This is a genomic window from Geomonas subterranea (assembly GCF_019063845.1).
Lineage (GTDB): Bacteria > Desulfobacterota > Desulfuromonadia > Geobacterales > Geobacteraceae > Geomonas > Geomonas subterranea.
Genome location: NZ_CP077683.1, coordinates 1,818,087 through 1,843,910, shown reverse-complemented (window position 1 = coordinate 1,843,910; position 25,824 = coordinate 1,818,087). Strand labels below are relative to the sequence as shown.

At 51.2% G+C, this 25,824-nt stretch carries 29 protein-coding genes and 2 tRNA genes; 27 read left to right on the top strand and 4 right to left on the bottom strand.

What is annotated here, in order from left to right:
• The first annotated feature begins 3 nt into the window (after positions 1-3).
• The 5 genes from KP001_RS07995 (at position 4) to KP001_RS22370 (ending at position 3,468) form a co-directional block, all read left to right on the top strand.
• Positions 4-291, top strand: coding sequence for a sll1863 family stress response protein (locus KP001_RS07995; protein WP_217289005.1), 288 nt, complete (start codon positions 4-6; stop codon positions 289-291).
• Between the two features lie 173 nt (positions 292-464).
• Positions 465-1,043, top strand: coding sequence for a PEP-CTERM sorting domain-containing protein (locus tag KP001_RS07990; RefSeq protein WP_217289004.1), 579 nt, complete (start codon positions 465-467; stop codon positions 1,041-1,043).
• A gap of 429 nt (positions 1,044-1,472) precedes the next feature.
• Positions 1,473-2,720: a site-specific integrase gene (locus tag KP001_RS07985; protein WP_217289003.1), complete on the top strand. Its 1,248-nt coding sequence runs from the start codon at positions 1,473-1,475 to the stop codon at positions 2,718-2,720.
• A gap of 44 nt (positions 2,721-2,764) precedes the next feature.
• Positions 2,765-3,178 carry a hypothetical protein gene (locus tag KP001_RS07980; protein ID WP_217289002.1) on the top strand — a complete coding sequence of 138 codons (414 nt, stop codon included), beginning with the start codon at positions 2,765-2,767 and terminating at the stop codon, positions 3,176-3,178.
• Positions 3,179-3,264: 86 nt separating this feature from the next.
• On the top strand, positions 3,265-3,468 hold the full coding sequence (locus tag KP001_RS22370; RefSeq protein ID WP_217289001.1) for a helix-turn-helix transcriptional regulator: 204 nt from the start codon (positions 3,265-3,267) through the stop codon (positions 3,466-3,468).
• Positions 3,469-4,010: 542 nt separating this feature from the next.
• Here the strand turns inward: KP001_RS22370 and KP001_RS07970 are convergent.
• Positions 4,011-4,679 (bottom strand): recombinase family protein, encoded by a 669-nt coding sequence (locus tag KP001_RS07970; RefSeq protein ID WP_217289000.1) that lies wholly within the window; start codon positions 4,677-4,679, stop codon positions 4,011-4,013.
• Positions 4,680-5,066: 387 nt separating this feature from the next.
• On the opposite strand from KP001_RS07970, the gene KP001_RS07965 reads away from it, so the two are divergent.
• On the top strand, positions 5,067-5,390 hold the full coding sequence (locus KP001_RS07965; protein ID WP_217288999.1) for a helix-turn-helix transcriptional regulator: 324 nt from the start codon (positions 5,067-5,069) through the stop codon (positions 5,388-5,390).
• 369 nt (positions 5,391-5,759) lie between these two features.
• Here the strand turns inward: KP001_RS07965 and KP001_RS07960 are convergent, their stop codons facing one another.
• Positions 5,760-6,053 (bottom strand): hypothetical protein, encoded by a 294-nt coding sequence (locus KP001_RS07960; protein WP_217288998.1) that lies wholly within the window; start codon positions 6,051-6,053, stop codon positions 5,760-5,762.
• Between the two features lie 143 nt (positions 6,054-6,196).
• On the opposite strand from KP001_RS07960, the gene KP001_RS07955 reads away from it, so the two are divergent.
• The gene (locus tag KP001_RS07955; RefSeq protein WP_217288997.1) at positions 6,197-6,535 is read left to right on the top strand and encodes a helix-turn-helix domain-containing protein; all 339 of its coding nucleotides are present in this window, start codon (positions 6,197-6,199) and stop codon (positions 6,533-6,535) included.
• A gap of 123 nt (positions 6,536-6,658) precedes the next feature.
• Here the strand turns inward: KP001_RS07955 and KP001_RS07950 are convergent.
• Positions 6,659-6,733, bottom strand: a tRNA-Val gene (locus KP001_RS07950).
• Between the two features lie 423 nt (positions 6,734-7,156).
• On the opposite strand from KP001_RS07950, the gene cobO reads away from it, so the two are divergent.
• From cobO to KP001_RS22360, 19 genes are all read left to right on the top strand, one after another.
• Positions 7,157-7,687: a cob(I)yrinic acid a,c-diamide adenosyltransferase gene (gene cobO, locus KP001_RS07945; protein WP_217288996.1), complete on the top strand. Its 531-nt coding sequence runs from the start codon at positions 7,157-7,159 to the stop codon at positions 7,685-7,687.
• Between the two features lie 33 nt (positions 7,688-7,720).
• On the top strand, positions 7,721-8,125 hold the full coding sequence (locus KP001_RS07940) for a cobalamin B12-binding domain-containing protein (RefSeq protein ID WP_217288995.1): 405 nt from the start codon (positions 7,721-7,723) through the stop codon (positions 8,123-8,125).
• Between the two features lie 193 nt (positions 8,126-8,318).
• Positions 8,319-9,263: a methylmalonyl Co-A mutase-associated GTPase MeaB gene (gene meaB / locus KP001_RS07935; RefSeq protein WP_217288994.1), complete on the top strand. Its 945-nt coding sequence runs from the start codon at positions 8,319-8,321 to the stop codon at positions 9,261-9,263.
• 80 nt (positions 9,264-9,343) lie between these two features.
• A complete protein-coding gene (locus KP001_RS07930) occupies positions 9,344-10,180 on the top strand; it encodes a L,D-transpeptidase (protein ID WP_217288993.1) in 837 nt (278 codons plus the stop codon).
• A gap of 72 nt (positions 10,181-10,252) precedes the next feature.
• Complete coding sequence (locus KP001_RS07925; protein WP_217288992.1) at positions 10,253-10,891, top strand: DedA family protein; 639 nt, start codon at positions 10,253-10,255, stop codon at positions 10,889-10,891.
• 232 nt (positions 10,892-11,123) lie between these two features.
• The gene (locus KP001_RS07920; RefSeq protein ID WP_217288991.1) at positions 11,124-11,861 is read left to right on the top strand and encodes an RNA methyltransferase; all 738 of its coding nucleotides are present in this window, start codon (positions 11,124-11,126) and stop codon (positions 11,859-11,861) included.
• A 116-nt stretch (positions 11,862-11,977) separates the two neighbouring features.
• Positions 11,978-12,724 (top strand): 5'/3'-nucleotidase SurE, encoded by a 747-nt coding sequence (gene surE, locus KP001_RS07915; RefSeq protein WP_217288990.1) that lies wholly within the window; start codon positions 11,978-11,980, stop codon positions 12,722-12,724.
• A gap of 59 nt (positions 12,725-12,783) precedes the next feature.
• Positions 12,784-13,431, top strand: coding sequence for a protein-L-isoaspartate(D-aspartate) O-methyltransferase (locus tag KP001_RS07910; RefSeq protein WP_217288989.1), 648 nt, complete (start codon positions 12,784-12,786; stop codon positions 13,429-13,431).
• Between the two features lie 45 nt (positions 13,432-13,476).
• Entirely contained in the window at positions 13,477-14,481 is a 1,005-nt protein-coding gene (locus tag KP001_RS07905; protein ID WP_217288988.1) for a sigma-70 family RNA polymerase sigma factor, read from the top strand.
• Between the two features lie 16 nt (positions 14,482-14,497).
• Positions 14,498-15,013 carry an adenine phosphoribosyltransferase gene (locus tag KP001_RS07900; RefSeq protein ID WP_217288987.1) on the top strand — a complete coding sequence of 172 codons (516 nt, stop codon included), beginning with the start codon at positions 14,498-14,500 and terminating at the stop codon, positions 15,011-15,013.
• A 51-nt stretch (positions 15,014-15,064) separates the two neighbouring features.
• Positions 15,065-15,141: transfer RNA gene (locus KP001_RS07895), tRNA-Arg, on the top strand.
• Positions 15,142-15,202: 61 nt separating this feature from the next.
• On the top strand, positions 15,203-16,507 hold the full coding sequence (locus KP001_RS07890; protein WP_217288986.1) for a site-specific integrase: 1,305 nt from the start codon (positions 15,203-15,205) through the stop codon (positions 16,505-16,507).
• Positions 16,508-16,576: 69 nt separating this feature from the next.
• Entirely contained in the window at positions 16,577-16,945 is a 369-nt protein-coding gene (locus tag KP001_RS07885) for a hypothetical protein (RefSeq protein ID WP_217288985.1), read from the top strand.
• Entirely contained in the window at positions 16,942-17,460 is a 519-nt protein-coding gene (locus KP001_RS07880) for a hypothetical protein (RefSeq protein ID WP_217288984.1), read from the top strand. Before KP001_RS07885 ends, KP001_RS07880 begins: the two co-directional genes overlap by 4 nt.
• Positions 17,461-18,302: 842 nt before the next feature.
• On the top strand, positions 18,303-19,430 hold the full coding sequence (locus KP001_RS07875) for a hypothetical protein (protein ID WP_217288983.1): 1,128 nt from the start codon (positions 18,303-18,305) through the stop codon (positions 19,428-19,430).
• 96 nt (positions 19,431-19,526) lie between these two features.
• Positions 19,527-19,922 (top strand): hypothetical protein, encoded by a 396-nt coding sequence (locus tag KP001_RS07870; RefSeq protein ID WP_217288982.1) that lies wholly within the window; start codon positions 19,527-19,529, stop codon positions 19,920-19,922.
• Between the two features lie 71 nt (positions 19,923-19,993).
• A complete protein-coding gene (locus tag KP001_RS22365; RefSeq protein ID WP_217288981.1) occupies positions 19,994-20,335 on the top strand; it encodes a BRO family protein in 342 nt (113 codons plus the stop codon).
• A gap of 875 nt (positions 20,336-21,210) precedes the next feature.
• The gene (locus tag KP001_RS07860) at positions 21,211-21,726 is read left to right on the top strand and encodes an NUMOD4 motif-containing HNH endonuclease (protein ID WP_217288980.1); all 516 of its coding nucleotides are present in this window, start codon (positions 21,211-21,213) and stop codon (positions 21,724-21,726) included.
• 1,036 nt (positions 21,727-22,762) lie between these two features.
• Positions 22,763-23,407 (top strand): MarC family protein, encoded by a 645-nt coding sequence (locus tag KP001_RS22360; RefSeq protein ID WP_217288979.1) that lies wholly within the window; start codon positions 22,763-22,765, stop codon positions 23,405-23,407.
• Positions 23,408-23,509: 102 nt separating this feature from the next.
• On the opposite strand, the gene KP001_RS07850 is transcribed toward KP001_RS22360, so the two are convergent.
• Positions 23,510-24,286, bottom strand: coding sequence for a ParB/RepB/Spo0J family partition protein (locus tag KP001_RS07850; RefSeq protein WP_217288978.1), 777 nt, complete (start codon positions 24,284-24,286; stop codon positions 23,510-23,512).
• A gap of 219 nt (positions 24,287-24,505) precedes the next feature.
• Between KP001_RS07850 and KP001_RS07845 the strand changes: the two genes are divergently transcribed.
• Complete coding sequence (locus tag KP001_RS07845; RefSeq protein WP_217288977.1) at positions 24,506-25,771, top strand: ATP-binding protein; 1,266 nt, start codon at positions 24,506-24,508, stop codon at positions 25,769-25,771.
• Positions 25,772-25,824: the final 53 nt, after the last annotated feature.

Below are 25,824 nucleotides of genomic sequence, written 5' to 3'. Positions count from 1 at the left end.
TACATGGACGAGCAGAGAAAGTATGTCGAGAAACTCTCGGCGCAGATGGTGGAATGGGATAACCAGATCGACCGGCTAAAGGACAAGGCTGCGAGCGCGACCGCCGACTCCAAGTCGGATTACCATCAAGCCATCGAGGCCTTGCAGCGCAAGCGGCATGAGGCGAGTGAACGGTTGCAGAGGGTTGCGGTCGCTAGCGACGACGAATGGGAGGATCTGAAAGTGGGGACGGAGCAGGTCCTGGGCGAGGTCAGATCCATCCTGCGCGATGCGGTGATGAAAATAAAATGAGTCTACCCCGTTCGATCACTACGTGCTTTTTTTTGTCATGGCTTTTATATGAACTTCGGTGCGCAGTTGGCGCGTTAGTTGCGGACACCCCACGAGAGGGTTGCATCGTTTCACGGTACACCATGGGGTCCTTAAGGCAACCAGATGCGGATCGCGCGAAAAAGGAGAGAAGCATGAAAAAGGTTCCTGCAGTACTGGCAACCGCTGCACTCGTGATGTTGACTACGTCCGCCTGGGCCATCCCGATCACCGGCACGATCAACTTCACCGGGAGCGGACATGCGACCCCGAATGCAGCGGCCATCATCAACGCCACCGGCGTATTCTTCGGCGATTCCCAGGTGGCAGGCACCAATTCCGGGACCTATTCGGCCATTGCGGTCGGGACTCCTGTCGTGTTCACCGGCTTCACCTTCAATCCAAGTTCGGGGCTGGTACCGATGGAATCCTTATGGACCCTGACCAGTCTCGGCAATACCTACAGTTTCGATCTGAACTCCATCAACAGAGGCCATCAGTCGAAATACTTCCTGAACCTTCTCGGAGAAGGGGTCTTGCACGCCACGGGATTCGACCCGACCCCGGGGAACTGGTATTACAGCAGCCAGGACGGAGCAATCGCATTTTCCGCCGAATCTTCATCCGCGCCGGTCCCTGAGCCCGGGACGTTCGCACTATTGGGTGCCGGCCTCCTCGGCCTCGCCGTCTATGGCAAGCGCCGCAGGAACCACGATCATTCCTGTAACGCGTGACGCGCTCGAATTCACCGGGGAAAAACGGTAGCAGGCAACCACTCGTGAAATCTCTGTAGCCTGGGAGTCGGCGGCTGCCGCCAGTCACTGGTCTACGATCGGGGTGGGGGGCAGCCAGGCGGAAAACAGCATCCATGGCAGGGAAAAGAGTAGTGTATAAGCAAAAAGGCCACGTCGTTTGACGTGGCCTTTGCTATTTGCATGGTGGGCGATACTGGGTTCGAACCAGTGACCCCTGCCGTGTGAAAGCCTTTCACCCGTCTGCAAGGTGTACCTCAGTGAACAAGTATGATTACGTCTTTCCCTTTACTTTCATGCCCTTATTTGGCATAGTTTGTTCACTGGGTGTCACTGGAAGACCCCTTTGTACACGGGTTTTGCCGCACATTTGCCGCACAATTTCAACTTTGGGGGGCTATGATGGCGAATATGAAGAAAAAGATAACTTTGGACTTTCTCAAGACGCTGGCCCCTCAAGAAAAACTGTTTAGGGTATACGATACCAGTATTAAAGGGTTTGTACTGCGCATTCAGCCTACCGGCACCATGACCTTCTACTATGAGTATCGAAACGCGGCGGGAGTTAACAAAAGCTACAAAATCGGACGTCTGGGAGATATCAAGCTTGCTCAGGCAAGGGAGAGGGCCGAGGAGAAGTCCGCCGAAGCGCTTTTGGGAATCGACGTCCAGGCAAAAAAGAAATCGGAAAAACAACAGGCCAAAAGTAACCTTTACAACACCCTTTCTGGTTTCCTTGATAAGAAATATGAGCCATGGGCAATGGCTGAATTAAGAACTGGAAAGGATGTTCTTGACAGGATTAGACGGAATTTCTCGCACCTGCTGGATAGGGAGTTACAAGAGATTCATGCCTGGGACATCTCCAAGTGGAGAGCTGAGCAGATGAAGAAAGGAAAGAAGCCCTCGACAGTAAACAGGGATATCTCCTGCCTTTACTCAGCGCTCTCAAGGGCTGTTGAATGGGGTGTGATTTCGATCCACCCGCTGGAAAAATTGAAGCCGATCAAGACGGACAGCAATGGGGCAATTCGTTATTTGTCTGAGGACGAAAGAACAAGGCTCATAACGGCTTTAAATGAACGGGAGGCAGGTCTGAGGGCAAAAAGGCTTACTGCAAACAAATGGAGGCTGGAACGGAAGCTAGCACCATACCCTGAGATCCGAACAGATGACTTCGCTGACTACCTTAAGCCCATGGTTCTTGTCACCCTTAACACAGGGCTGAGACGAGGGGAGTTATTCAGCCTGCGCTGGGAGGATGTTAACTTCGATGTTGATTCACTTACTGTTCATGGAGTGGTCGCCAAGAACAAAACCACCAGACACATCCCTTTAAATGAAACCGCTAAAACTACGCTGAAGCGTTGGAAAGAGCAAACCGGCAAGACCACTGGATTCGTATTTGGCAATAAAAAGGGGGAGCGATTCGACAACATCTACTCCTCTTGGGATAGCCTCGTAAAATATGCTGCTATTAATAATTTTAGATGGCATGACATGCGCCATGACTTCGCCTCTAAGCTAGTAATGGCAGGGGTGCCATTGAACACAGTTAGAGAGTTACTCGGTCACTCTGATATAAGAATGACCTTGAGGTATGCTCACCTCGCGCAAGACCACAAGGCAGATGCAGTTCGCAAACTTGCTTCTCTCTAGGGGGGTGGTGGATTCGGGGCTGAGAAAACCATAACGGGGGGGGCATGACTTGGCTTAAGGATGATATTAAGGTACAGGAATATATTAGGAATGGCACCCCTTGCTCGGGTGACCTTATTTTACATTTCTACGTGCGATGCAAGCGCCTGGGCAGAGACGTGCCAAAACCTATAGAGGAGTTCATTACAGAAGCGCTGTCTGAGATTGTGAGGCAATTTCAACAAGGATTAATGCCAGATTACAACAGCATTTTTAACATCCACTTCCACAAAGGAAGGAGGGCAAAGTCATTAAATGCGAAACTCAGTGAAATGGTGACGATAGGTTTAATGGTAGAAACCTATATTGAAGAAGGATATGGGTTTGAAGAGGCTACAGGGAAAGTGGCTGAAGCTAGAGGGACTTCACCAGCAACAGTACGCAAAATATTCACAGAATACAGGAAGTGGGAAGAATAAATAATTGGTTATTTTTCTCCTGTGACAAATGACTTCTGTCTTTGCAACAATGGCTCCCAGAGATCTTCACATTCTTGGGGGCGTGTATGGCTGCTGTAAAAAGGGGCTTCACCGAGGCAGAAGCTGCCGATTACATTGCGATGAGCAGGTCCTTTCTCAGGCAGTCACGCATGAACGGTGACTTGAAGGGGCGCGTGCCTGGGCCACGTTATATTCGAATAGGGAGACGTGCTATTCGGTACCTTCGCGAAGATCTTGATGCATGGCTCGAAATGTTTGCTAAGAGCTGACTGTTGCGTTAGAGGCACAGGCTAACAGTGAGTTTTATTACCCGTGGGCGGCTCAATCCATTGGCGCGGGTAATTGTAGTGCTGCTACCAAGGGACCAGCGAAGCAGCAACGTGGGGCGTATCCTAGAGCGTGCTGGGGGCGGTTTTGCAGACCGCTGATAGTCTGGGAAAACCTGAACTGTCGCTGCAAAAGGCGTTCAGGCCTCAGATGGTGGGCAGTAGCAGCCATCATCTGACGGAAGAGAGCCGACCCTATCGTCTTGATGGGTAGGGGGGCTATTGTTCCTAGTTGGTAAACTGAGGAAATGCCAAGTAGTAGAAGTAGTAGAGATGTGGACATTGGGAGGGGTATAAAGGCAGGGGTGGATAAGTGGGACGGGACCAAAAGGATAGAGAAGTAGTAGGAGAGACTATAGAACCCCTCCTAGTGACATTAAGATCACAGAAGGTGATAGATAGGTGTGGTGGGGAAGGAGGTTACGAGGGACGGCTGCCGCCGCCCTGTCACCACAATATCAAGACCATGGCTTTGACGCAACACCTTAGCCTCTAATTTTGTCGAGCACCCTCTTTACTGTCATACCTGCCCATGCCCCACCTTTTTTCGTTTTCAACCCCTCTTCGTTCAGCTTTTTAGCTATTGCATCAAAGGAGAGGCCTTCTCCCCTATACCCAGACATGATAGGACCTATCTTGCTGGCAAAGTCATCTGAGCTAGCCATTCTTTTGGCCAAGGAAGATTGACGTCCCTTGGCTCTCGCTTCGTGTGTCAGGTTCTCAGGCTTGCCAAGAATTACACCCCGAGCTTTGACTGCTGCCAGAGCAGCCTTCGTGCGGATGCTGATAAGCTGGCGTTCCCTCTCTGCAAGGCTCCCGTAGATGTGGAGGGTAAAGGAGTCGGCGGTGGGCATATCGACGATTTTAAAGGCTACCTCAGATTTTTCCAGAGCGGTTATGAAATGCAGATCACGGCTAATCCGGTCCAGCGTCTTCACTAACAATATTGCCCCCCGCAACTGAGCATATACCAAAGCCTCACGCATAATGGGGCGGCCATCGTCAGCCCCTGATTCCACTTCAATATATTCCTTCACAATGCGGGAACCTTCTGCTGCTGCGAAGTCTTCAATTGCTTTTCTCTGGGCTTCTATTCCGTTGCCTGCCCCGGCCTGCTGGTCAGTCGATACCCTCAAATAGCTTACATATTCCATGGCGTCCCTCATGTAACATTTGTTTGAATGACCATTTATAGAAATGTTATAACAAAGAAAGAAGTTGTGGCAAGAAAAAAAGTGCCCTTCTCTTTAAAAAATTAATGGTGGCTTCTGAAAAACTGAGGCATTAACATCTTAAATCGGCGGGGGGTAAAGTGGATACCGTTTCGGGGAAGGGTAAGGGGCGGCGGGGGAGATGTCCTAGGCGCTTAAATTTACAACCAATGAAATTTGGTGACCGTAGGACCGTGGTGGAGGGTTTAAAGATATCCCTGGGGGCATCAACTCGATTCCGACCCTGTAACAATTATTCATAGAATTGGTCTGGTTGCTCTGTTATACAGGCAGAATTTTGGGGGATGCTAAAAATCCAAGGAGAAAGTAATGAGCATGACTGACCAGGATATAATGAATTTCAAACTGATGTCCAAGCCACCTACTACCATTCCCAAAAGAATGAAGCTGACGAAGACCGAAAAAAAGGTATTAAACCTTCTTGAAAAGCATGGGGCATCTGAATGGCCCATACCGATCACTCAGAGACAGATAGGGACAGAAACCGGATTGCACCTGTCACAAGTCTGGAAAGCCTTAGATGGTTTACGCTTTAAAGAATATATCCTTGCTGTGAAGTGGGGAAGATTCGACATAATAGCAGTAATAAAGGGTATTACCAAAAACTCCAACGCCACACCCAAAAGCATCTAAGACATTGAAGCTAAGCGCCTATACTATATTTCATGAATCGACCACTTTTTGACATTAAAGACAAAACCTATGGGACAAAAAGATGAAAACCACACCCACTAACAGCAATGGCGTTATGGCTCTTGTGCACAAAACAGATTCTTTTGAATCCCTATCGCTCGCAGTTGAGTTAGCTAGGGATATGGGGCCTGATTTGGTCTTGTTACTCATGAATCTTGTTGGAACTGCATCCCCAGACGTGAGAGTGAAAGCTGCTAGATGTATAGTCTCCATAATGTCTATTGACCGATCACGTATAGTATAACTATTTACACCTCACCTGAATCAACGACAGTAGCGGAAGGGACGGCACACAATAAGTACGAATCATCAACTCCTGAATTCATGAGTAATGCCCTCGCAGATATCACCGTTAAAGATGAGTGCGATGTGGTATGCATCATTGCCGAGATGACTGATTTCAAACCATTGGTACACAGTCTTTCCATCGGGTGCCGCTGAAACGGAATTGGGAGGGCCAGCTTTGGCGAATATCTCGGCTTTCGTTTTACCCGCTACAGGTCCCATTTTGGCAAAGGCAGCTTTTGGGCTTTTTGTCAGGAACGCTCCCATGACGGCCAACACAACAACGCCGCACAGTCCATACAATATCAGGTCGTCCATTCTCCCCTCCTATTGCTTCTAATGATCGCCGAAAGAATTTTCTACCACACAGATAGTCAGTATACCATATTCTTCTACCCAGAAGGTGCTTACTCTGGTCGCTTAACCGTGCAATGTTCCCACAGTTCAAAGAGGGGGGGGCAATGCCGACCACGAAAGAGTTACTTGGAATGCGGATAAGGGAGGTTAGGAGGGGGTGCAACCTTTCTCAGGAGCAACTAGCGGAGAGAGTTGACGTAGACCCGCGTTATGTGAGCCGCATAGAGTTAGGCAAGAGTTCACCATCTTTGGAGACTATGGAAGCTATAGCAAACGCGTTGCGGGTTGAGATTCGAGATTTGTTCGAGTTCGGCCACCTAAAAGAGGATGCAAGGGGGATTGAACAGCTAGAAATCCTTCTACAGGAACTTGACGAGGAGACGCGCCGGATGGTTATACGAATCACACGAGCGGTAACGAGGGCAGTAAAGGAGAGCGTTTGAAAAAAATGTAGGTAACTAGAAGATAAAGCCAGTGGCTGACATGTTGCCGCATATATGCCGCACGACCTTGACGAACTAATACAAAAAAGGGTTAGCTGTAATAGCTAACCCTTTGATTTTGCATGGTGGGCGATACTGGGTTCGAACCAGTGACCCCTGCCGTGTGAAGGCAGTGCTCTCCCGCTGAGCTAATCGCCCATGCGTCCTGTCTATGTAGCAGATGCCCTTTTCGATGTCAAGGCTTGTTTGTCGGGGATTCCGTTGTATCAGAGCGCTCCTCGTCGCAAGTATGTAAAGTACCGCGAACAGTTATAGTCCGAGCATGAAGTGAAATTATTTGGTTGTCACGGCAATTCCTGCCAACTGTTATTTTACTCCACGAAGCGCTGCACGGGGCCCCGCGTCCTCCCCATTGCGAAGGGGAGACAGAGGGGATTTGCCTTGGTTAAGCGGGACGCCACGTATAAGCTGTTATCGCTAACGTCGTTTTAAATGGTGCCTCTTTGGCCTTGACACGCTCCTTTGGCAGTTGCTATAGTGCTGCGTCGCCGCGGGGCTTCCGTTAGCGTCAGCGCAAACGGCACACCGCTGCTGCGGCGAAAAACACGAGCGGGGGATGTCTTGAAACTGGAACGCGGTCTTATTCAGGTGTATACCGGTAACGGCAAGGGGAAAACCACGGCCTCGCTGGGACTCGCCCTGCGCGCCGTCGGCCGAGAGCTCAAGGTCTGCATGATCCAGTTTATGAAGGGGGGAGGTCCTTACGGCGAGCAGATGGCGGCCGAGCGACTGGCTCCTTTCCTCACCATCATCCAGACCGGCCGCCCGGGATGGGTCAACAAGGACAATCCGGCCCAGGCCGACAAGGACCTTGCCGCCGAGGCGCTCGCGCTGGCGACGGAAAAGGTCTGCGGCGGCGAGTACGACCTCGTGATCCTTGATGAGATCAACGGCTCGGTCTCCATGGGACTCATCCCGGTGGAAGGTGTGCTGGAGCTTATGGCCAGCAAGCCGCCGCAGGTGGAACTGGTCCTTACCGGCCGCAACGCGCACGAGAAGGTCATCGAGGCGGCGGACCTGGTCACCGAGATGTGCGAGATCAAACATTATTACAAGGCCGGCGTCAACGCGCGCGTCGGCATCGAGAAATAAAACCCATTCAATTTACTGATATCGGAGGTTTCCATGGCTGAAAGAAGAATTCGCGTGCTGGTGGGAAAGCCTGGTCTTGACGGCCACGACAGGGGTGCCAAGATCATCGCCCGCGCCTTCCGCGATGCCGGTTTCGAGGTAATCTACACCGGTCTGCACCAGACCCCGGAGCAGATCGTCTCCGCCGCCATCCAGGAGGACGTTGACCTGGTAGCGCTCTCCATCCTCTCCGGCGCCCACAACACCCTGCTTCCCGCGGTCAGGGAGATCATGACCGAGAAGGGTGCTTCCGATATCGTGCTCATGGCTGGCGGCGTCATCCCGGAAGACGACATCCCGGGCCTCAAGTCCGCCGGCATCGCCGAGGTCTTTACCCCCGGCACCTCCACCGAGACCATCGTCGGCTGGGTCCGCGACAACATCACGCCCCACGCCTAATAGCTAACGTTCTGCGTTCCAGGTTCTACGTTAGGACCGGTACGGAAACAAGTGCGCCGCGCGGTTGCCAAAGAGCAGCCCGCGGCGTATCACTTGGTGCCAAGCGGTTGTTTTTTTACCGTTTAAGGTAGAACGTAGAACTCAAAGCGTAGAACTTAAAACGTAGAACGTAGAAAGGATTCTGGAGCCTCCCATGACCCTGGCCGAACGCGTGCTGGACGGCGACATACGCGCCGCTGCGCGCCTAATGCGCGACATCGATGACCGCTTCAAGAGCGCCATCGAAGAACTGAAGAGCCTCTACCCCCACACCGGCAACGCCTACATCATCGGCATCACCGGCCCCCCGGGGGCGGGCAAGTCCACCCTGGTGGACCAGATCGTCTCCGCCTACCGGAAGAAGGATCTCCTGGTCGGGGTGGTCGCCATCGACCCCACCAGCCCCTTCTCCGGCGGCGCCATCCTCGGCGACCGGATCAGGATGAACCGCCACGCCGACGACGCGGGGGTCTTCATCCGCAGCCTCGCCACGCGCGGGGCCCTGGGCGGTCTCTCGCGCTCGACCACCGACGTGGTCAACGTCATGGACGCAATGGGGATGGACGTCATCGTCATCGAGACGGTGGGGGTAGGGCAGGATGAGGTCGATATCGTGAGCACGGCCCATACCACGGTCGTGGTCATGGTCCCGGGGCTTGGCGACGACATCCAGGCCATCAAGGCCGGTATTCTCGAGATCGGCGACGTCTTCGTGGTCAACAAGGCCGACCGCGACGGGGCCGAGCGCACCGCGCGCGAGCTCACCACCATGCTGGAGATGAAGCACCCGGACCCCGCCGGATGGGCGCCGCGCGTCCTGCAGACCGAAGGGGCCCGGGGCGTCGGCATCGAAGCGCTGGTCGAGGAGTTCGACGCGCACCATACCTACCTGAAAGAGTCGGGGGCGCTGCAGCGCCTTATCGAGGAGCGCAACGCCAAGCTCTTCACCGATACGCTCAGGGAGGAACTCTTCGAGACCGTTTTCGGCGCCATCAAGGGGAGCGGCAAGTACGACGAGATCCTCGCCGGTATGCGCGACAAGAGCACCGACCCCTACAGCGCCGTACAGGAAGTCATGGCCGGACGCGCTTTTTCTTGACCGACCGGGGCAAAGGTGTTAATTAAGAACGAAATGGGGCGCACGCCCCATTAGTCGTTTTCCGGTTGGGAGCAGGCAAGATGTTACGTAAGGTTCTGGCTTTTGTTGTCCTCGTACTCCTCTTTTCCATCGTGGTTTACAACCCCTCCGCCACTTCCGAGCCGGGAGCGAACCCGCAGGATCCGGCCAAGGAGGACCTCTCCCGGGTAGAATACCCGAGCCTCGCCAAGATCCCCTGGCGCGCCCACTTCATGGAGCCGCAGGAAACGCTGGAATCCCTTTTCGGAGCCGACTGGGTCACCGTGGCCCGCTTCAACCGCATCGACCGGCGCCACGTCTATCCCGGCATGACCATCAAGGTCCCGGTCGACCTCGCCGCCGCCCGCAGCTACACCCCGATGCCCGAGGAGTACGCTGAGGCGAAGCGCTACGGCAAGTACATCCTGATCGACATGACCGAGCAGTGGATGGGCGCCTACGAAAACGGCAAACTCAAGTTTTCCGCCCCCGCCGCGACCGGTGCCCCCGGCCATGAGACACCCGTCGGGGTCTTCCGCATCGACGCCCGCCACCGCAACCACACCTCCTCCCTCTACAAGACCGAAGACGAAAGCGGCCAGTACCCGATGGACAACGCCATGCGCTTCCACATCGGTCCCGACAACGTCTCCTACTGGATCCATGCCCGCGACTTGCCCGGCAAACCCGCTTCGCACGGCTGCGTGGGGCTCTACGACGAGGGGATGCAGAACCGCGTGTACGGCATCCCTGACAAGCCGCAGCTGATCGACTCGCAGAAGTTTTACGCCTGGGCGGTCGGGGAGAACGAGTACGAGGAGGATACAGGGGACCTGGAGGAACTGGAGGACGCACCGGTCGTCGAAGTCCGGGGCACCAACCCCGTTTACCGGAAATAATAAAGCGCTATACTCTCCAGTTGTGGCTGCCACTGTCTCTGCGGCGGTCCCACTGTCATAACTGGAGCCTCTATGCAGGAACTGTTCAAAGAATACCTGCAGCTGCACGGTTACTGGGTGCTCTTCCTGGGGACTTTCCTGGAAGGGGAGGCCATCCTCATCTTCGCGGGGTTCCTCGCCTTCCAGGGGTACCTGGATATCTACCTGGTCATGTTCTCCGCGCTGGTCGGTTCCTTCCTGGGAGACCAGTTCTATTTTCATATCGGCCGCACCAGGGGGCCGCAGCTATTGCGGCTGTTCACCACCTTCGCCAGGAAATTCAAGAAGGCCCTGCGGCTCATCGAGCGCTACGGAACCTTCGTTGCCTTCGTCTCGCGGTACACCTACGGTTTCCGCATCGTGCTGCCGGTCATCCTGGGCATGACCACCTTTCCCTCGCGCCGTTTCCTCTACCTGAACTTCCTTTCCGCCCTTACCTGGGCCATCATCTTTTCCCTGGCGGGATATCTCTTCGGCAAGACCGCCTCTCTTTTCATCGCCGACCTGCAAAGTTACGAGCCCTACCTGATGCTCGTGCTGGCCGGGATCATCGCCTGTCTGTGGTCGAGCCATTTCGTGGTGCAGAGGTGGCGCAAGCGGCACGCCAGGGCAAGGCTCAAGCGGATCAAGTCACGTCCCCGTCGTCCCAAAGCAAACCACAACCACCGCTAGGCGACAGTAATGGGGCTGGCCCCGCAGGTGCCTGTCCCCTTTTCTGTCGCCGGCCTCCCGGCAGATCCGGATCAACCTGTCAATGGCGCAGCTGCTGTGCCGGCACGGTCAGGCAGGCCGCTCTGCCCGTTGTCAGCTCTCAATTGTCAATTGTCAATTGCCTTAGGTTATGCTCTAATGCCGCCCGCGGCGGGTTTCCGGCCGTACATTCTGTAACAGCGAAGGGCATTGCATGGATTTGAAGGAAAGAGTTTCCATCGTTCTGGTCGGGACCCAGAGTCCCGGCAACATAGGGATGGTCTGCAGGGCCATGAAAAACATGGGGCTGCGCGACCTGCGCCTGGTGAACCCCTGCCAGGTGGATCACCTGGACGCCATAAAGTTCGCCGTCTCCGCACGCGACCTCCTGGAGAGCGCGCGCATCTTCACCTCCCTGGAGGAGGCCATAGCCGACAGCGAGTACTCGGTGGCTACCACGAGGCGCCACGGCAAGTACCGCGCGGAGATCTCCACCCCACCGGAGATCGTGGAGCGCTTCGCCGGTTGCGCGCCCAACAGCCGCCTCGCGCTGGTATTCGGACGTGAGGACAGCGGGCTCACCACCGACGAGGTGGCGCTGTGCCGCTGGCAGTCCACCATCGAGACCGCCGACGAATTCGGTTCCTTGAACCTCTCCCAGGCGGTGCTCATCTTTTGCTACGAATTCCTGAAGGGGGCCGCACCCGCGCCGGTCAAGGCCGCGCGCGAACTGGCCGGCTCCGCCTCGCTGGAGCCGATGTACGCCCACATGGAAAAGACCTTCCTGAGGATCGGCTACCTGAACCCGCAAAACCCCGACCACATGATGCGCACCATGCGGCGCATCTTCTCCCGCGCCGAGTTGGACGAGCGTGAGGTGGCTTCGTTGCGCGGTCTTCTGTCTCAGATCGACTGGGCCTGCGCCGAATTCAAGGGGAAGAAGGGTGCATGATTCTCATTGCGATTAAAATATGTTAAAGTTTGTCGCTGCGCTGCCGAATGGAGATGGGTAAGGCGGGCGTGGTATCTGGACCTGTTCTGCAGCAACTGAACTAAGAGGGACCCACCGTGAAAGTTCTCCTTACCAACGACGACGGCGTGCATTCCCCGGGCCTTGCCGCCCTCATTCAGAGTGTGTCCCAGGTGGCCGAGGTGGTCGTGGTGGCGCCCGACCGCGAGCAAAGTGCCGTCTCCCACGCCCTCACGCTGCACCATCCCCTGAGGGCCGCGCGCATTGCCGACAACGTCTACTCCGTCGATGGAACGCCCACCGACTGCGTGAACCTCGGCATCCACAGTCTCCTTTCCTTCCGGCCCGACCTGGTCATTTCCGGGATCAACCGCGGCGCCAACCTGGGGGACGATGTCACCTATTCGGGCACGGTCGCCGCTGCCCTGGAGGCTACCCTGATGGGGATCCCGGCCATCGCCGTGTCGCTGGTCACCCGCGGCGCCGGGGACAACTTCGATTCGGCCGCCTCCTTCGCCGCTCAGCTGGCACAGAGCGTCCAGCGCCGGGGGCTCCCGCGTGACACCTATCTCAACGTGAACGTGCCCGACCTCCCCGCCGGAGAGCTCCTCCCGGCGCAGATCACCCGCCAGGGTAAGCGGAGCTACGAGGGGACCATCGTTGACAAGGTCGATCCGCGCGGCAGGAACTACTACTGGATCGGCACCGTTGACCTCAGTTTTCAGGACGTCCCCGGCACCGATTATCACGCCGTTTCGCGCGGCCACGTCTCCATCTCGCCCCTGCACATCGATCTCACCAACCACGCCGCCATCGCGGCGCTGCAGGAGTGGGAACTGCCGTGATGCTGGACTTTTAGCACGTCATTTGTTATATTTCCCCGCTGGCAAAGATCGGGGGGGGAATGAATTCAGCTGTAGCACGCAAGAGGATGGTCGCCGAACTGGTGAAACGTGGCATTACGGACCAGCGGGTGATCAACGCCATGCTCGAGTTGCCCAGACACATATTCGTGGAAGAGGCGATGGCTGCCCAGGCCTACAGCGACGGCTCGCTCCCCATCGGAGAGAAACAGACCATATCACAGCCCTACATCGTGGCGCGCATGACCGAGCTCTTGGCCCTCACCGGACGGGAGAAGGTCCTGGAACTCGGCACCGGCTCCGGGTACCAGGCCGCAGTGCTCGCAACGCTCGCCGACCGCGTCTGCACCGTGGAGCGGATCCGCCCTCTGGCCCTGAAGGCGCGCAAGGCGCTGGACAGCCTGAGGCTTTTGAACGTGAACCTGAAGATAGGGGACGGCACCGAGGGGTGGGCCGAGGAGGCTCCCTTCGACGCGATCCTGGTCACCGCCGGGGCCCCCTGTCTCCCGGACTGCCTGGTCGAGCAGCTGGCGCCGGGGGGGCGCCTGGTGATCCCGGTAGGTGACCGCGTGGACCAGAAACTGGTGGTGATAAGAAAGGCTCCCGACGGCAGCGTGACCCGCGAGGAAGCGGACGACTGCCGCTTCGTGAGGCTGATCGGCAAAAACGGCTGGAACGAGGAGCAGTAGCAAAGGCTGCGGCACATCAATCACGCTTTGCCAAAGGAGTCTGGTATGGACAACGACGAGCTTTTAGAGGAGAAGGAACCTCTCTTTCTGGATGGCGAGCAGGACCACGACCCGGACCCGGACTCACTCGAACTCGAGGAGGTCGAGGAAGTCGAAGAGGACGAACCGGCCGAGGTCGAGGAAGAAGAGATCAAGGCGGCCGTGGTGGAGCATTTTGATGATGCCATCAAGCTCTACCTGCGCGAGATCCAGAAGACCAAGCTTTTGACCGCGGACGAGGAGAAGGAGCTCGCGGCGCGCATCGACCTGGGCGACAAGGCCGCGCGCGACCGCATGATCGTCTCCAACCTGCGCCTGGTGGTCAAGATCGCCAAGCGCTACATAAACCGCGGACTTCCCTTCCTCGATCTCATCGAAGAGGGGAACATGGGGCTCATCAAGGCGGTGGAGCGCTTCAAGCTCTCCAAGGAGTGCCGCTTCTCCACCTACGCCACCTGGTGGATCAGGCAGTCCATCGAGCGCGCCCTGGTGAACCAGTCGCGCACCATCCGCCTGCCGGTGCACGTCTCCGACGACATCAACAAGATGCTCAGGGTGACCCGGGAACTGGTGCAGAAGATGAACCGGGAGCCGAGCGTCAAGGAGGTCGCCGACGCGCTCGAGGTGAACGTCACCTACGTGCGCCGGCTCATGGTGCTCCTGAAGAAGACCTACTCCATCGAGCGCCCCATGGGGGAGAACAACGACTACTTCCTGATCGACACCATCGAGGACACCTCGACCATATCGCCGGCGGTGCTGCTCGAGGACCTGAACAAGTACGAGCTGGTCTCCCAGTGGTTCGAGACGCTGTCCGACGCCGAGAAGAAGATACTGACCCTTCGTTTCGGCCTGGACGACAAGGACCCGCAGACCCTGGACACCATCGGGCGCAGCTTCGGCGTGACACGGGAACGGATCCGGCAGATCGAGGCGAAGTCACTGGAGAAACTCAGAAAAATCGTGGAAGCCACCGACATAATGGGGCGCAGCGCAACTACAGCCAAATAAGGAGCGGCTTTTGGACATGGAAGATCTTAAAAGCATCATCAGGAACATCCCCGATTTCCCCAAGAAGGGGATTCTCTTCAAAGACATCACCACGCTTTTAGGAGACGCCAAGTCGTTCCAGCGCATGGTAGACCTCTTGTCCCACCGTTACGTGGGGCAGAAGATAGACAAGGTTGTCGGAGTCGAGGCCCGCGGCTTCATCATCGGCGCCGCGCTCGCGTACAAGCTGGGCGCCGGCATCGTGCTGGTGAGAAAGCCCGGCAAGCTTCCCTCCAAAACCTTCAAGAAGACCTACGATCTCGAGTACGGCACCGACACTCTCGAGATCCACACCGACGCCTTCAACAAGGGAGACCGCGTGCTGATCGCCGACGACCTGCTGGCGACCGGCGGCACCATGGCCGCAGTCGTCGACATGATCAACAGCATGGACGTCGAGCTGGTAGAGTGCTGCTTCATGGCCGAGCTCGAATTCCTCGAGGGGGCCAAGAAGCTTCCCGAGGGCAAGGTGTTCTCGTTGTTGAAGTTTTAACAAAACTTCTTGCCAAACAGGCGGCGGTATTGTATAAAGTCCGTCTGACTTGTCCCCGTAGCTCAGCAGGATAGAGCACTTCCCTCCTAAGGAAGGGGTCGGACGTTCGAATCGTCTCGGGGACGCCAGCCATATAACTAGTTGATAAGACTAGTAAAAGATAAGCCCTTGCATGAAGTGAGACCTCTTATGAGACCTTTTGTGCAAGGGCTTTCTGTATTTAGAGAACATGTATACCTCCGAAATGGCATCTACTACTTCCGGTTAGATGTCCCTCAAGACCTTACCCATTACTTTCCAGCCAAAGAAATCAAGCGCTCCCTCAGAACAAGTGATCCAAGCATAGCCAAGATTGCTGCTAACAAATTGGAGATGCAAACACTCAGGGCGTATGCGTTGTTGCGTCTTGGTATGCTAACTGATGATATGGTCAAGTTGATCGTTCAAGAGCTAGTACCCCTGGTACGTAAGGCTGAGCCTCAGAGCAAAAATAAACTACTAATCAACGTGATCCAAACCTATACGGCAGAGAAACAGGCTGGCTGGACAGAAAAGACGAAACTAGAGGTAGAAGGGGTGTTTAAGCTGCTGGTAGACATCATGGGCAATGTGGATGTGTCCACCATCACCAGACCTATGCTGATAGACCTGAGATCGTCCCTGCTTAAGGTGCCACCATATTTTTACCACAAGTACCGTGGACAATCGGTGAAGGATGTCATTGCATCGAATACAGGTGAAGGCATGAGTCCCAAGACGGTCAACAAGCATGTAGCCAGGATCGGTAGCCTGCTGAAGTATTGCCATGAGCAGGAGATGATACCTAGGAACCCTGCTACCGGTTTGCAGCTATCGTTGAAGCAGAGAGCAGACGAGGAAAGAAGCACCTATACCCTTACCGACATCAAGAACTTAGTTGCTCATCTACCCATGGACCCTGGGACACCAGAGCGATACTGGATTCCACTAATAGGCTTGTACTCTGGCTTGCGGCTCAACGAGATATGCCAGCTCCATATTGAAGATTTTGTTAAGTTGGATGACTACTGGTGCTTCGACATCAACGATACTGGTGATAAACGCCTCAAGAATGCTGCCAGTGCAAGGATGATCCCTGTGCATCCTAAGCTTATAGAACTAGGGATGATCCGGTATTATGAGAAGTGCAAGGACGAAAAGCAACCTAGACTGTGGATGAATCTGGGGCTAATACGGTTGCATGGGTACACGAACGGTATTGGCAAGTGGTATGCTCGGTACAACAGAGATTACGTAACCGAAGATCCCAAGAAGGTGTTTCACAGTATGCGACACACCGTAGCAGATGTGCTCAAGCAAAAGGGTATCTCCGAAGCTGCCATTGCAGAGATACTGGGTCATGCTCACGCTACCATTACCAGTGGACGGTATGGTAAGAGGTATCAGCCAAAGGTGCTCTTGGAGGCACTGAAGCACTTAAACTATGGTGTTGATATACCCGTGTGGAAAGCGTAACATTGGCATTCGACAATGTATCACCAACTATAAAAGTGCTCTGTCATTAGCAAAGGAACGGAGGTAGAAATGAAATCTAAGTACTCAGTAGCAGTCCTTTCCTTATTGTGTGCTTCATTGGTTACACCTGTCTGGAGCGCCACAACGAAACCGTTGTCCATTAATGAGCTTGCAGCTAAACCTGACACCCATATCGGTAAAGTGGCCGTAGTTGGAAGGGTCGCAGCAGTTACACCCGGTAAAGGTTTTACCCTAATTGACAGCGCAAATTGCTCAACATGCACAACTGACTGCCTTACAGACAAGAGCACCAAGAAGATTCCATTCTTGTGGGGCGGAGCCTCCCCTGCACTAAAAGATGTTGTCGTGGTACAGGGCACTCTGTCTAAGACAGCCAAAGGCTTCACTGTTATCGCTGACAATTTGAAAAAGCAATGACCAAGCTAAAGTTCCGTTGGCAACAGTGGTTACCGTGGGGCACGTTCCTTGGCGTTTGTTTAGGCCATGCTCTCTATGTACGATACCAAGCGGCAATACCGACTGATGGTTGGGCTGATGTCGGTGTGGGACAAGGTGGTTTGTGGGGCTTTGACTACTATGTTCAGGCTCAAGATTATTACATGGGTTTTTCGTATGGTCTTGGTTCTGCCTTCGCTGTATGGGCTTGGGCCAAGTACGTCACGCTTCGACAGGCTGCAATGGCAGCAGGTGCGGCTGGCAGTATAACCCTTGTTGGTATTCTGATGAGTGCAGGATGTTTTCTCGTTGGTTGTTGTGGTTCCCCTATGCTTGGCGTTTATGCGGGGATATTCGGAATAAAGGCACTTGGTGTAGGTAAGCCTTTAATGGCGATCATTACTGTGATGTCGGTAGGGTTTGGATACTGTTACCTATCCCGCCGCTTGTCGCGAATTGGTTGTGCTGACAGTAACTGTAAGTGCAAGCCCCTATGAGTGTTACAGGGGAAACCACGCTGGTCGGCTAAATGGATTATGGTCTTGAGATCGTGGGGCATGTTGGTGACCCATATGACTATGGGGCAGGTATGGAAAGCGATATCAGCCCAAAGTGCTGATGGAGGCACTGAAGCTCTTAGATTACGGTGTGGAGATAAGCCCGTGGCAGAGCAGTTAGCAGTGCTGGCCGACGTAATATGCCCTGTAAAAAATGATACGGTAATGATATTGATGAGTTGTAAGGGTAACAGCCCGGATTAGCTAAAAGATTCGTTAACTTCTGGTAGCAAATCATGTGGACAACTGGGTTGCCTGGGGACCCGTCATGGTAACAATGAGAGAGTAGTACCAACATGAGTCATCGTTGGAACGTCCGCCAGACCTCACGTGGGAGCTTTTACTTCATTGTTGGTGGCAAGTGGAGGAGTGCTGTCATCGTACCTGTAGGGAAGCAGGGAGTAAGAAAAGCAAACTCCCGCAGGGAAATCAAATTCATGTTATGCGACCAGGAGAGTTTTCAGATTATTGAAGTCGGAAAGCTTGCGAACCACGACCCCGGCATAGGTCTGTGTACTAATAGATATGGTGCTCCTAGAACAGAAACCTCTTCGGCCTCTGTCGATCAATTTGCTTCGCAAACAGATCTCCTTCGGTCCGAGCCATAGAAACCTCGATCATGTGTTGTTTCGGGAGGTTAGTTGTGGTATGTGTAGGGCGTTTTGCCGCGATAGATGCCGTAATATAAGCTGTGCCGGTTTAAGTGTCTGATTTGTTGACATAATTTTACTACAGCAAGGGATAACAAATCCCATTACTGTTTCTGCTGAGAGATTTTACCTATGAAAAGGCTCGACCATTTTGATTATGAAGCATTAGCCGTAAGAGAGTGGTGGCATCTAAATGAGGTGCTTGATGTGCTTACCTGCTTAGAGATGGAGATCAAAGGCTACTTTGACTTTGAAGAATGGTCTGAAGTATATATGAAGCTTTGGAATAAGTATTATTGGTACATTACTGACCTGATCAGCGATGACACCTTATTGCCCTGCTACACCTCTGAGGAGACTTGGGAAAACGCTAGTAGAGATGGCGGTGTACCAGGACATGCATGGGACACAGGAACAACGTGTATAGAGGTTAGGAACATAATAGCAGCGATATCTTCTAATAATAAAGCAAACATAAGGCTTGATATTCTTGCCAAGTTGTTGGCAGGAACTCCGACAAAAGAATTGGTAAAGTTGCCAACATTAGAGATAAATGCAGGAGACAACATTATTTTGGACCTGGATTATGATGAGCCAGTTTCACATATAGTTACAGAAAAATTAAAGGTAAGTGTCAGTCAATATCGATTTGCGAAGACTACTCAAAGCTGGGATCTTAAATTTGAACGTGTCGAGTTAAATGGTGTCAAGAATTTGGCTGGGATGGCCTATATAAAAGTGTTATTAGATAATCCAGGGGTACCAATGAGCGTAATTGAGATCCAAGCCCGGCCAAACCCGGAAGCTATCAAAGGTTCAGCGTTCTGTATCGAGAGAGAGTTTGCAACTGAGAATGATGCTGATAGGCACTCAGGCCAAATGGTGAGAAATGGAGAAAGTAAGGCTAAGTCGATGGCGAACTTGAGACAAAGGTTGTTGGAGTTGCTGCAGGAGCGTACGGAACTAAACTCCGATTACGACTATATAGGGCTTGAATCAATTGATGAGGAGGTGGAACTGATCGAACGAGAAATAGACAGATTGAGATCCTCCAAAGAAGACGACCCTGAAGTAAAGCGAAACCGAGATAAGGTTAAAAAAAACATAAAAGATGCACTGAAAAATATTAAGGAACTGGAGATGAAGGCTGGTTTCACTGATGCCCCACTGTTCAAATATCTTAATGGGCACATCAAAACCGGAAACAAATGCGAGTATACTCCTCCGATGATTAACCCTCCCCAGTGGTCTTTTTATTAAGCGACCAGCAAAGTCGTAAAGCGATAATAAAAGTCGCCCTTAGAAGGTAGAGGCAGGAATGGTCCTGACCCGAACCAACTCTAAGGAGACAAAACAATGGACAACAAACTCACCATCACTTTCCCCGACACACAGAACGGCAAAGCTCTTCACGCAGTGCTAAAGGTTGCCATCGCCAACAAGGACTTCATGGATGACACCAAGAAGATTAAGAAGGCGGTCGAAATCCTGACTCCTAAATCTACTTTGACGGCAACCTTCAAGCGTCTGCAAGGCAATGCTCTAAGTGATTACTCCGTCAACAAGGAAAAAGGCATCCTCGGGTACAACGACGGTACCAAAGTGGAAAAGATGCGGGAGTATGTACACGACAGGTTTAAGTCGTACATGACAGACCCGAAAACTTCCGATGAGGCGACCAAGCTTTTCAAAGAAGCTTACCCTGCAATAGCTGAGATCGTAGCCCCCGTAACAGAAACCGGCCAAGAGTAGCGATCATCCTACCAGCTAAAGCACGAACAGGGGAGGGGGAACTCTCCCCTGATTTCTCAGGGAGGTCTTCGATGACTAAGTTGTGCATCATTCTATTCGGGTATGATAACGCCCAAACAATCAGGAACCGTCCACTTGACGGTCGCAGTTGGTATATGGCCCAGGATATATGCCGGCTGCTGGGAATCAGTAACTACAGCAATGCGGTGAACAAGCCGTTTAAGGATGAACGGTTTACCCTGTCAAGCCGCGAGCACAGGTTTTATGTTGGCTATACTGGTGCAGCAATCCGGCGGGTTTTGATGGTGAACGCAGAGGGCTTGTATAAGTTGATAATGCAGGCTGATCCTCTGGTTGCAGGGGAGATCCAGGAGAAAGCTCGATCTCTTATGACGAGGAAACAATTCTGTTGATCCAACAGAGACAAACTCAGAGGCCCCATTAATGTGATGGGGCCTTTATTATGCACATATCCTTCTAGGGGTAGAGTTTCGGTTCTGGTGTAGAGGATGCATACTGTCCAACTTGCTGAATTGGAAAGTAACAACTGCATTGTTGTCGAATGTCCGGTATGAACAAAATTAATACTATGGCGAATGTCAGGATTCACGTTTGTTCAAGTGCAGTTTAACACTGTAACGCCGACTAAATCACACTAAAACCCAGGGTGCAAATTTACAATGCAGAGGACGGCCCGAAAAGCCGTCCTGTCATGCTCCGCAACTTCATCTGGACACGATGTAACAACCAATCTCTACTATAAGCCATATCCCTTCACGTAAAGTTCGACCTCAAACAGTAGATACACTCCTCCCTGTAGATCCTCAACCTCAAAAAAAATTGAAGCTGAAAATTCTTCAGAGAGGAGCTGTGTTAGATACACTGCCCACTAGAAAAAGGAGGATGCGCCCAGGTCTAGATTTACCGCATACACCGAAACTCATGGCTAAACTGTTCGATGGTTCCTTTTTCCCCTGTAGATTGCTCACTAGTACACCAGCGATCTGGGGTACATCTCATTTATATTCACTCGCGACGATGTAAGACCGCGACACCCTAAATGTCAAAGACATTTGCCTCGTTGGTGCTTAATTTCGAGGACTTAATATTAAATAGCCACTATGTCAAAGAAACGATGACGATCAAAATTTCCGTTCTTTACTGTTAATAACTCCCCTAGCAAAAGTTTGATCGAAAAATTGAAAACAGACTTTTTCGTATGAAGAACATTCCCCGGTTAATAACAAATACTAGTTCACCTAGAATTTAATTAATCGAGGAATTTGCAATGGAATCAATCACAGGCGTAACAGTACCGGTCCCAGGATACGAGGGGCTATACGCAATAACTAAGAACGGGGTAGTCTTCAGTTTACCACGTCCGAGTAGTAAAAAACTGAACATCATGAATCCGGTGGACAACATGAAGGCTGGCTACCTTCGTGTGGTGTTGTGCAAGGACGGTCAAACTAAGCTCTGGTACATTCACCGACTCGTAGCCCTTGCGTTCATTCCGAACCCTGAGAACAAGCCCATGGTCAACCATAAAAACGGCAATAAACGGGACAACAGACTTGAGAACTTAGAATGGGTCACTAGCATGGAGAACCACACCCATGCGTTTGAACACGGGCTCTACCCACAACGGAAGATCCATCCATCGAAGAGGAAGGAGGTCTACGATCTTGTCAAATCTGGAGTTCATATAAAGGATGTGGCTGCAAAATATGGATTGAAAACTGGTGGAGTATATGCGTTATACTATCGCTATAAGAGAAATTACGATTTAAGACAAGCAGCGTAGATTAAAGGTAGGGGTAAAACCCTGCCTTTTCTTGTTTTATATTAAACCCCGGCGAGCAAATCAGCCTTGTAGTGGGTAGTTTTTTAATCAGATATGTCATGCTTAGGGTCGCAAAGAAAGTCGGCTTGTAGCACTATTTTGGAAGGTCAGATGGTGATTCATTTTAAAAAGTTAGCGACTCCTCTCTCGTTGTATAGGAGAGATCGATTCCGTCGAATAGCCGACCCCGTTTTGATCCTCAGACCAATCCCCTTTCTAGACCGCATATCTTGTGGTATAAGGAAGCATTCATATTGATGCTGCGGGGATGCTATGCCGTTACCTGAAATTGAGCAACATAGGGCGCACAAACTGCTGACTGCGTTCTGCCACAAGAGGGTGCGCTTGAGGTTAGAGGTGAAGTGAAAATGGGCTACAAGGTTATCCGCTCGAATTATTGCAGGACTATGTGAATGTACCATTGTCATTTAAGCACTACTGAAGGCTAGCCTAAAATGGAGTTACATACAGTACTGGTGACGCCATGCCTGTGAAAGACGGTATCACTCACGTTCAAGCTTGGCTCACTATATAGATATGAGATGGTGATTTTGTACTCCCACTCATCTTCGATTTGGATATCTGTAACGCCTGGAATAGAATCCATTGCTTTTAAGCAGTCCTGTACTAGCTCTCTCTTGGACTTAGAATACTGGTACCGGTAGAGCTCAATGTATTGTCTATCCATGAAACCTCGCTGAGAATTACAAAAAAATGCTACAGAGACCGCAAACGTCAAGAGCAATACTACGAAAAAAGGACAAATATGGCAACTACTGTCCAGATTAAAAAAACATGGCCCAGAGGGCGTGTTGAAGCTGACTGTGTATCTGGTAGATGTGTTAAGACTGATATCTCTTATGAACCAGGAGGCAAGTTGACTATCTCTACTAGGAATAGAGGTAGAGTTGCTGATAGGTGGTTGATGCACCTACAGGGGAAGAAGTATATCCAGAGTGTGTAGGCGACACTATAAATTAATGGATAAACCTAAAATATGACCAGAAATATTATTGGGATGTCTCTGCAACACTATGTACTTGCTCTATTTGCAACTGCAAATAACGTGGCAGCAATTCCTCTTTTTCTTGCTCTTACGAGAGGTTTGACACCTAAACAGCACTTGAAAGTATGTAATATAGCCACTTTGACATCATTTGTTACTATGGTGGTCTCGCTCTTTACAGGTGTAGCGGTCCTAAACTTCTTTGAGATTGGAATCCCTGCATTCCGAATAGCAGGTGGGCTACTGCTTCTTAGAACCGGTTTCTCTATGATGAGTGTTAATCCAGTTAGCTCCGAGTCTCCAGTAGAGAACACCAGTTTATCAAATGTTATTTCAACTGCCATTATTCCAATCGGGATACCACTAACAACGGGACCAGGAACCATGTCTACCATTATTCTATTTTCCTCAACGGGTACACGCGATATCAATACACACCTGTTGATTCTAATAGCGATAGCAATAGTAACGGCAGTGATCTGGATATCTTTCTTGAAAGCACCTATTATAGCTAGAGTGCTAAGGTCTACTGGCCTTGATGTCCTAACTAAAATATTCGGTCTTATTACACTGGCACTCGGAGTCCAATTTATTCTTACAGGCTTATCAACAACTTTTCCCAATTTGTTAGGCTAGCTAATGCCACTAATATAAGTAAGTAGGAAGCCCTATCACCAACCGCATGATAGGGCTTTTCTTGTATCCCATCGACTAAGAGTATCGGTGCACCGATATAACCTAACCTCCTATGCTACCAAGCTTATTTTGAATCTCTTGCAACAATTCTTGTAGCTTTGATACCACTACATCCCTGTCGTCACCAAGAGCTTCAATGTCTATGCTTTTGATGCACTTGAGGGTGTTGTTGGTAGAGGTAATAGCCTTCTTAGTGACACTAAGCCGAGGTCTCTTGATCTCTTTTTTAGGGATACCCAGAGAAGCAACAAGAGCATCATAAGCCTTCCTCTGGACTGTAGGTCTCTTGATCCTTGCAACCTTCAGCAATGCAACCCTACTAAGCTCCGTCCTATGTCTAGCATCCTCACGTATCTCAGGTGACAGCTTCATCAACCCAAGTATATCTGCTACCGTGTTCTGTGCCTTGCCTATCAGGTTCCCTATTTGCTCTTGAGTATGACCGTACTTCGATTGGAGGTTGAAGACTGCTTCGCTCTCATCCACCGGTGAGAGGTCTACACGTTGAATGTTGTCTATCAGCGCAACCTCATCATAGCGTTCACTATCTATCCTCATAGCAGGGATGGTCTCTTTCCCCAAAGACCTAAAGGCCCTAAGCCTTCTCTCTCCAGATACCAGTATATTGTTACCGTTCTCGTCTACTCGGAACAGAACCGGATAGAGTAATCCCTTATCCTCAATGGATTTCTTTAGAGCATCAAGCTCAGACTCGTCAAAGTGCTTACGTGGCTGGTCAACGTCTCTGTGCAGCAGATCTAGACTGATGTCGTGGATCTTACCTTTCCTGTAGGTAGTAGATTTGGTCTCCGCAGTCATGGCTCCCCCCCACCATTTTTTATTGGAAATATGCTAAAAACATATCCGATTTAAAAAATAAAATCAATAGCAGTAAGTGTGGCACTTGGACTGGATGTCTAATTATAGTACTTGCCATGAAAGCGCTTTCATGCGAACGAGAGGTGTGCTATAAAGGGTGGCCAACAGCTTGTTGGGTTTTGAATTTACAAGCTAATCTTAGATGGTCAGGAGACTACTTTGCGTAACTTGACTGCTTTCAAGAAGTTCAAGATAAATGAAGTTTTCACGCCCCGTAGAGCCGATGTAAACACTAGTATTTATATTGCAAGACCAAACCTAGAAAAAGAACTTGCACGATCAATACAAGGTTCGCTGCATACATTAATTTATGGCAATAGTGGAACCGGGAAGTCATGGCTGTATAAAAAGGTTTTGGCCGACCTAAATGCAACATATATTGTTGCTAATTGCGCTAATGCCACAAGAATGGGAACGTTAACTGACGAAATATATCGTTCTGTTGTGCCTTGCGGGACACAAAACCTGGAAAGTATGGAAGAGGAAATTTCTGCAAATGCTTCGATGGTCGTTGCTAATGGAGGACTTAAGAGTAAACGAAAATATAATATCACAACGGAAGATCCTTTACTGACCGCTTTTCAACAACTAAGAAAAAGTGGGGGTGCCTCTGCTGAATGCGTTCTTGTTTTGGATAACCTCGAAACTATAGTAAACAATGATGTGTTGATGGACGAACTGGCTAATATCGTAATTCTCTGTGACGATTCAAGATATTCAAAGTTCAGGATAAATTTGCTGATCGTAGGAGTGCCATCTTGTATCTTGGATTATTTTTCTAAGGTAAAAAATCTGCCTACTGTCGCCAATAGAATACAAGAGATATCAGAGGTGTCCAGTTTTGTTGGCTCTCAAGTGAATGCGTTTGTGGAAACTGGGTTCATTCACCTTTTAGGAGTCAGTATCCCTAATACGGTACTCGAAGTATGGAAAGGTCATATCTATAATGTGACATTGGGAATACCGCAGAGGCTTCACGAGTATTGTGAGTGTCTAGCCTACAAGTTAGAAGATAATAAGTGGACCCCAACTGTTGAAGCTTTGAAAGATGCAGACTTGAATTGGTTAAGTTTGGGGTTGAGGGAGGCTTATTCTACGGTAGATGGTCTCATGAATGAGAGAGAAACAGAGATAGGACGCAGAAATCAAGTTCTTTATACTTTAGGTAAAATACAAGTCCATTATTTCACAGCTCGTCAAATTAGCGATCGCATGAAGAAGGAGTTTCCAATATCAACCACCGGAGTCAAACTAGGTATAAATACCATTCTTTCAGCTCTCGCATCAAAGCCAAACTCAATAATTAAACGGTGCTCAAAGGGGGCAAGTTTTGAATTTACTGACCCTCGATATTTAATGACCCTCCGAGCAATGCTGAACAAGACGAAAGATGAGAAAATAGTTAAGCTTGGGTTTAGGTTGTGAGCGGTTGTTGCTCTTATATATTACAGATTAATGTTGGCTTGGGTTGTGGGCGA

What these genes read in the sequence shown, in the direction of transcription:
- KP001_RS07995 (WP_217289005.1), top strand. Translation starts at nt 4, where the DNA reads ATGGACGAGCAGAGAAAGTATGTCGAGAAACTCTCGGCGCAGATGGTG.
- KP001_RS07990 (WP_217289004.1), top strand. Translation starts at nt 465, where the DNA reads ATGAAAAAGGTTCCTGCAGTACTGGCAACCGCTGCACTCGTGATGTTG.
- KP001_RS07985 (WP_217289003.1), top strand. Translation starts at nt 1,473, where the DNA reads ATGAAGAAAAAGATAACTTTGGACTTTCTCAAGACGCTGGCCCCTCAA.
- KP001_RS07980 (WP_217289002.1), top strand. Translation starts at nt 2,765, where the DNA reads ATGACTTGGCTTAAGGATGATATTAAGGTACAGGAATATATTAGGAAT.
- KP001_RS22370 (WP_217289001.1), top strand. Translation starts at nt 3,265, where the DNA reads ATGGCTGCTGTAAAAAGGGGCTTCACCGAGGCAGAAGCTGCCGATTAC.
- KP001_RS07970 (WP_217289000.1), bottom strand. Translation starts at nt 4,679, where the DNA reads ATGGAATATGTAAGCTATTTGAGGGTATCGACTGACCAGCAGGCCGGG.
- KP001_RS07965 (WP_217288999.1), top strand. Translation starts at nt 5,067, where the DNA reads ATGAGCATGACTGACCAGGATATAATGAATTTCAAACTGATGTCCAAG.
- KP001_RS07960 (WP_217288998.1), bottom strand. Translation starts at nt 6,053, where the DNA reads ATGGACGACCTGATATTGTATGGACTGTGCGGCGTTGTTGTGTTGGCC.
- KP001_RS07955 (WP_217288997.1), top strand. Translation starts at nt 6,197, where the DNA reads ATGCCGACCACGAAAGAGTTACTTGGAATGCGGATAAGGGAGGTTAGG.
- KP001_RS07940 (WP_217288995.1), top strand. Translation starts at nt 7,721, where the DNA reads ATGGCTGAAAGAAGAATTCGCGTGCTGGTGGGAAAGCCTGGTCTTGAC.
- meaB (WP_217288994.1), top strand. Translation starts at nt 8,319, where the DNA reads ATGACCCTGGCCGAACGCGTGCTGGACGGCGACATACGCGCCGCTGCG.
- KP001_RS07930 (WP_217288993.1), top strand. Translation starts at nt 9,344, where the DNA reads ATGTTACGTAAGGTTCTGGCTTTTGTTGTCCTCGTACTCCTCTTTTCC.
- KP001_RS07925 (WP_217288992.1), top strand. Translation starts at nt 10,253, where the DNA reads ATGCAGGAACTGTTCAAAGAATACCTGCAGCTGCACGGTTACTGGGTG.
- KP001_RS07920 (WP_217288991.1), top strand. Translation starts at nt 11,124, where the DNA reads ATGGATTTGAAGGAAAGAGTTTCCATCGTTCTGGTCGGGACCCAGAGT.
- KP001_RS07910 (WP_217288989.1), top strand. Translation starts at nt 12,784, where the DNA reads ATGAATTCAGCTGTAGCACGCAAGAGGATGGTCGCCGAACTGGTGAAA.
- KP001_RS07905 (WP_217288988.1), top strand. Translation starts at nt 13,477, where the DNA reads ATGGACAACGACGAGCTTTTAGAGGAGAAGGAACCTCTCTTTCTGGAT.
- KP001_RS07900 (WP_217288987.1), top strand. Translation starts at nt 14,498, where the DNA reads ATGGAAGATCTTAAAAGCATCATCAGGAACATCCCCGATTTCCCCAAG.
- KP001_RS07890 (WP_217288986.1), top strand. Translation starts at nt 15,203, where the DNA reads ATGAGACCTTTTGTGCAAGGGCTTTCTGTATTTAGAGAACATGTATAC.
- KP001_RS07885 (WP_217288985.1), top strand. Translation starts at nt 16,577, where the DNA reads ATGAAATCTAAGTACTCAGTAGCAGTCCTTTCCTTATTGTGTGCTTCA.
- KP001_RS07880 (WP_217288984.1), top strand. Translation starts at nt 16,942, where the DNA reads ATGACCAAGCTAAAGTTCCGTTGGCAACAGTGGTTACCGTGGGGCACG.
- KP001_RS07875 (WP_217288983.1), top strand. Translation starts at nt 18,303, where the DNA reads ATGAAAAGGCTCGACCATTTTGATTATGAAGCATTAGCCGTAAGAGAG.
- KP001_RS07870 (WP_217288982.1), top strand. Translation starts at nt 19,527, where the DNA reads ATGGACAACAAACTCACCATCACTTTCCCCGACACACAGAACGGCAAA.
- KP001_RS22365 (WP_217288981.1), top strand. Translation starts at nt 19,994, where the DNA reads ATGACTAAGTTGTGCATCATTCTATTCGGGTATGATAACGCCCAAACA.
- KP001_RS07860 (WP_217288980.1), top strand. Translation starts at nt 21,211, where the DNA reads ATGGAATCAATCACAGGCGTAACAGTACCGGTCCCAGGATACGAGGGG.
- KP001_RS22360 (WP_217288979.1), top strand. Translation starts at nt 22,763, where the DNA reads ATGACCAGAAATATTATTGGGATGTCTCTGCAACACTATGTACTTGCT.
- KP001_RS07850 (WP_217288978.1), bottom strand. Translation starts at nt 24,286, where the DNA reads ATGACTGCGGAGACCAAATCTACTACCTACAGGAAAGGTAAGATCCAC.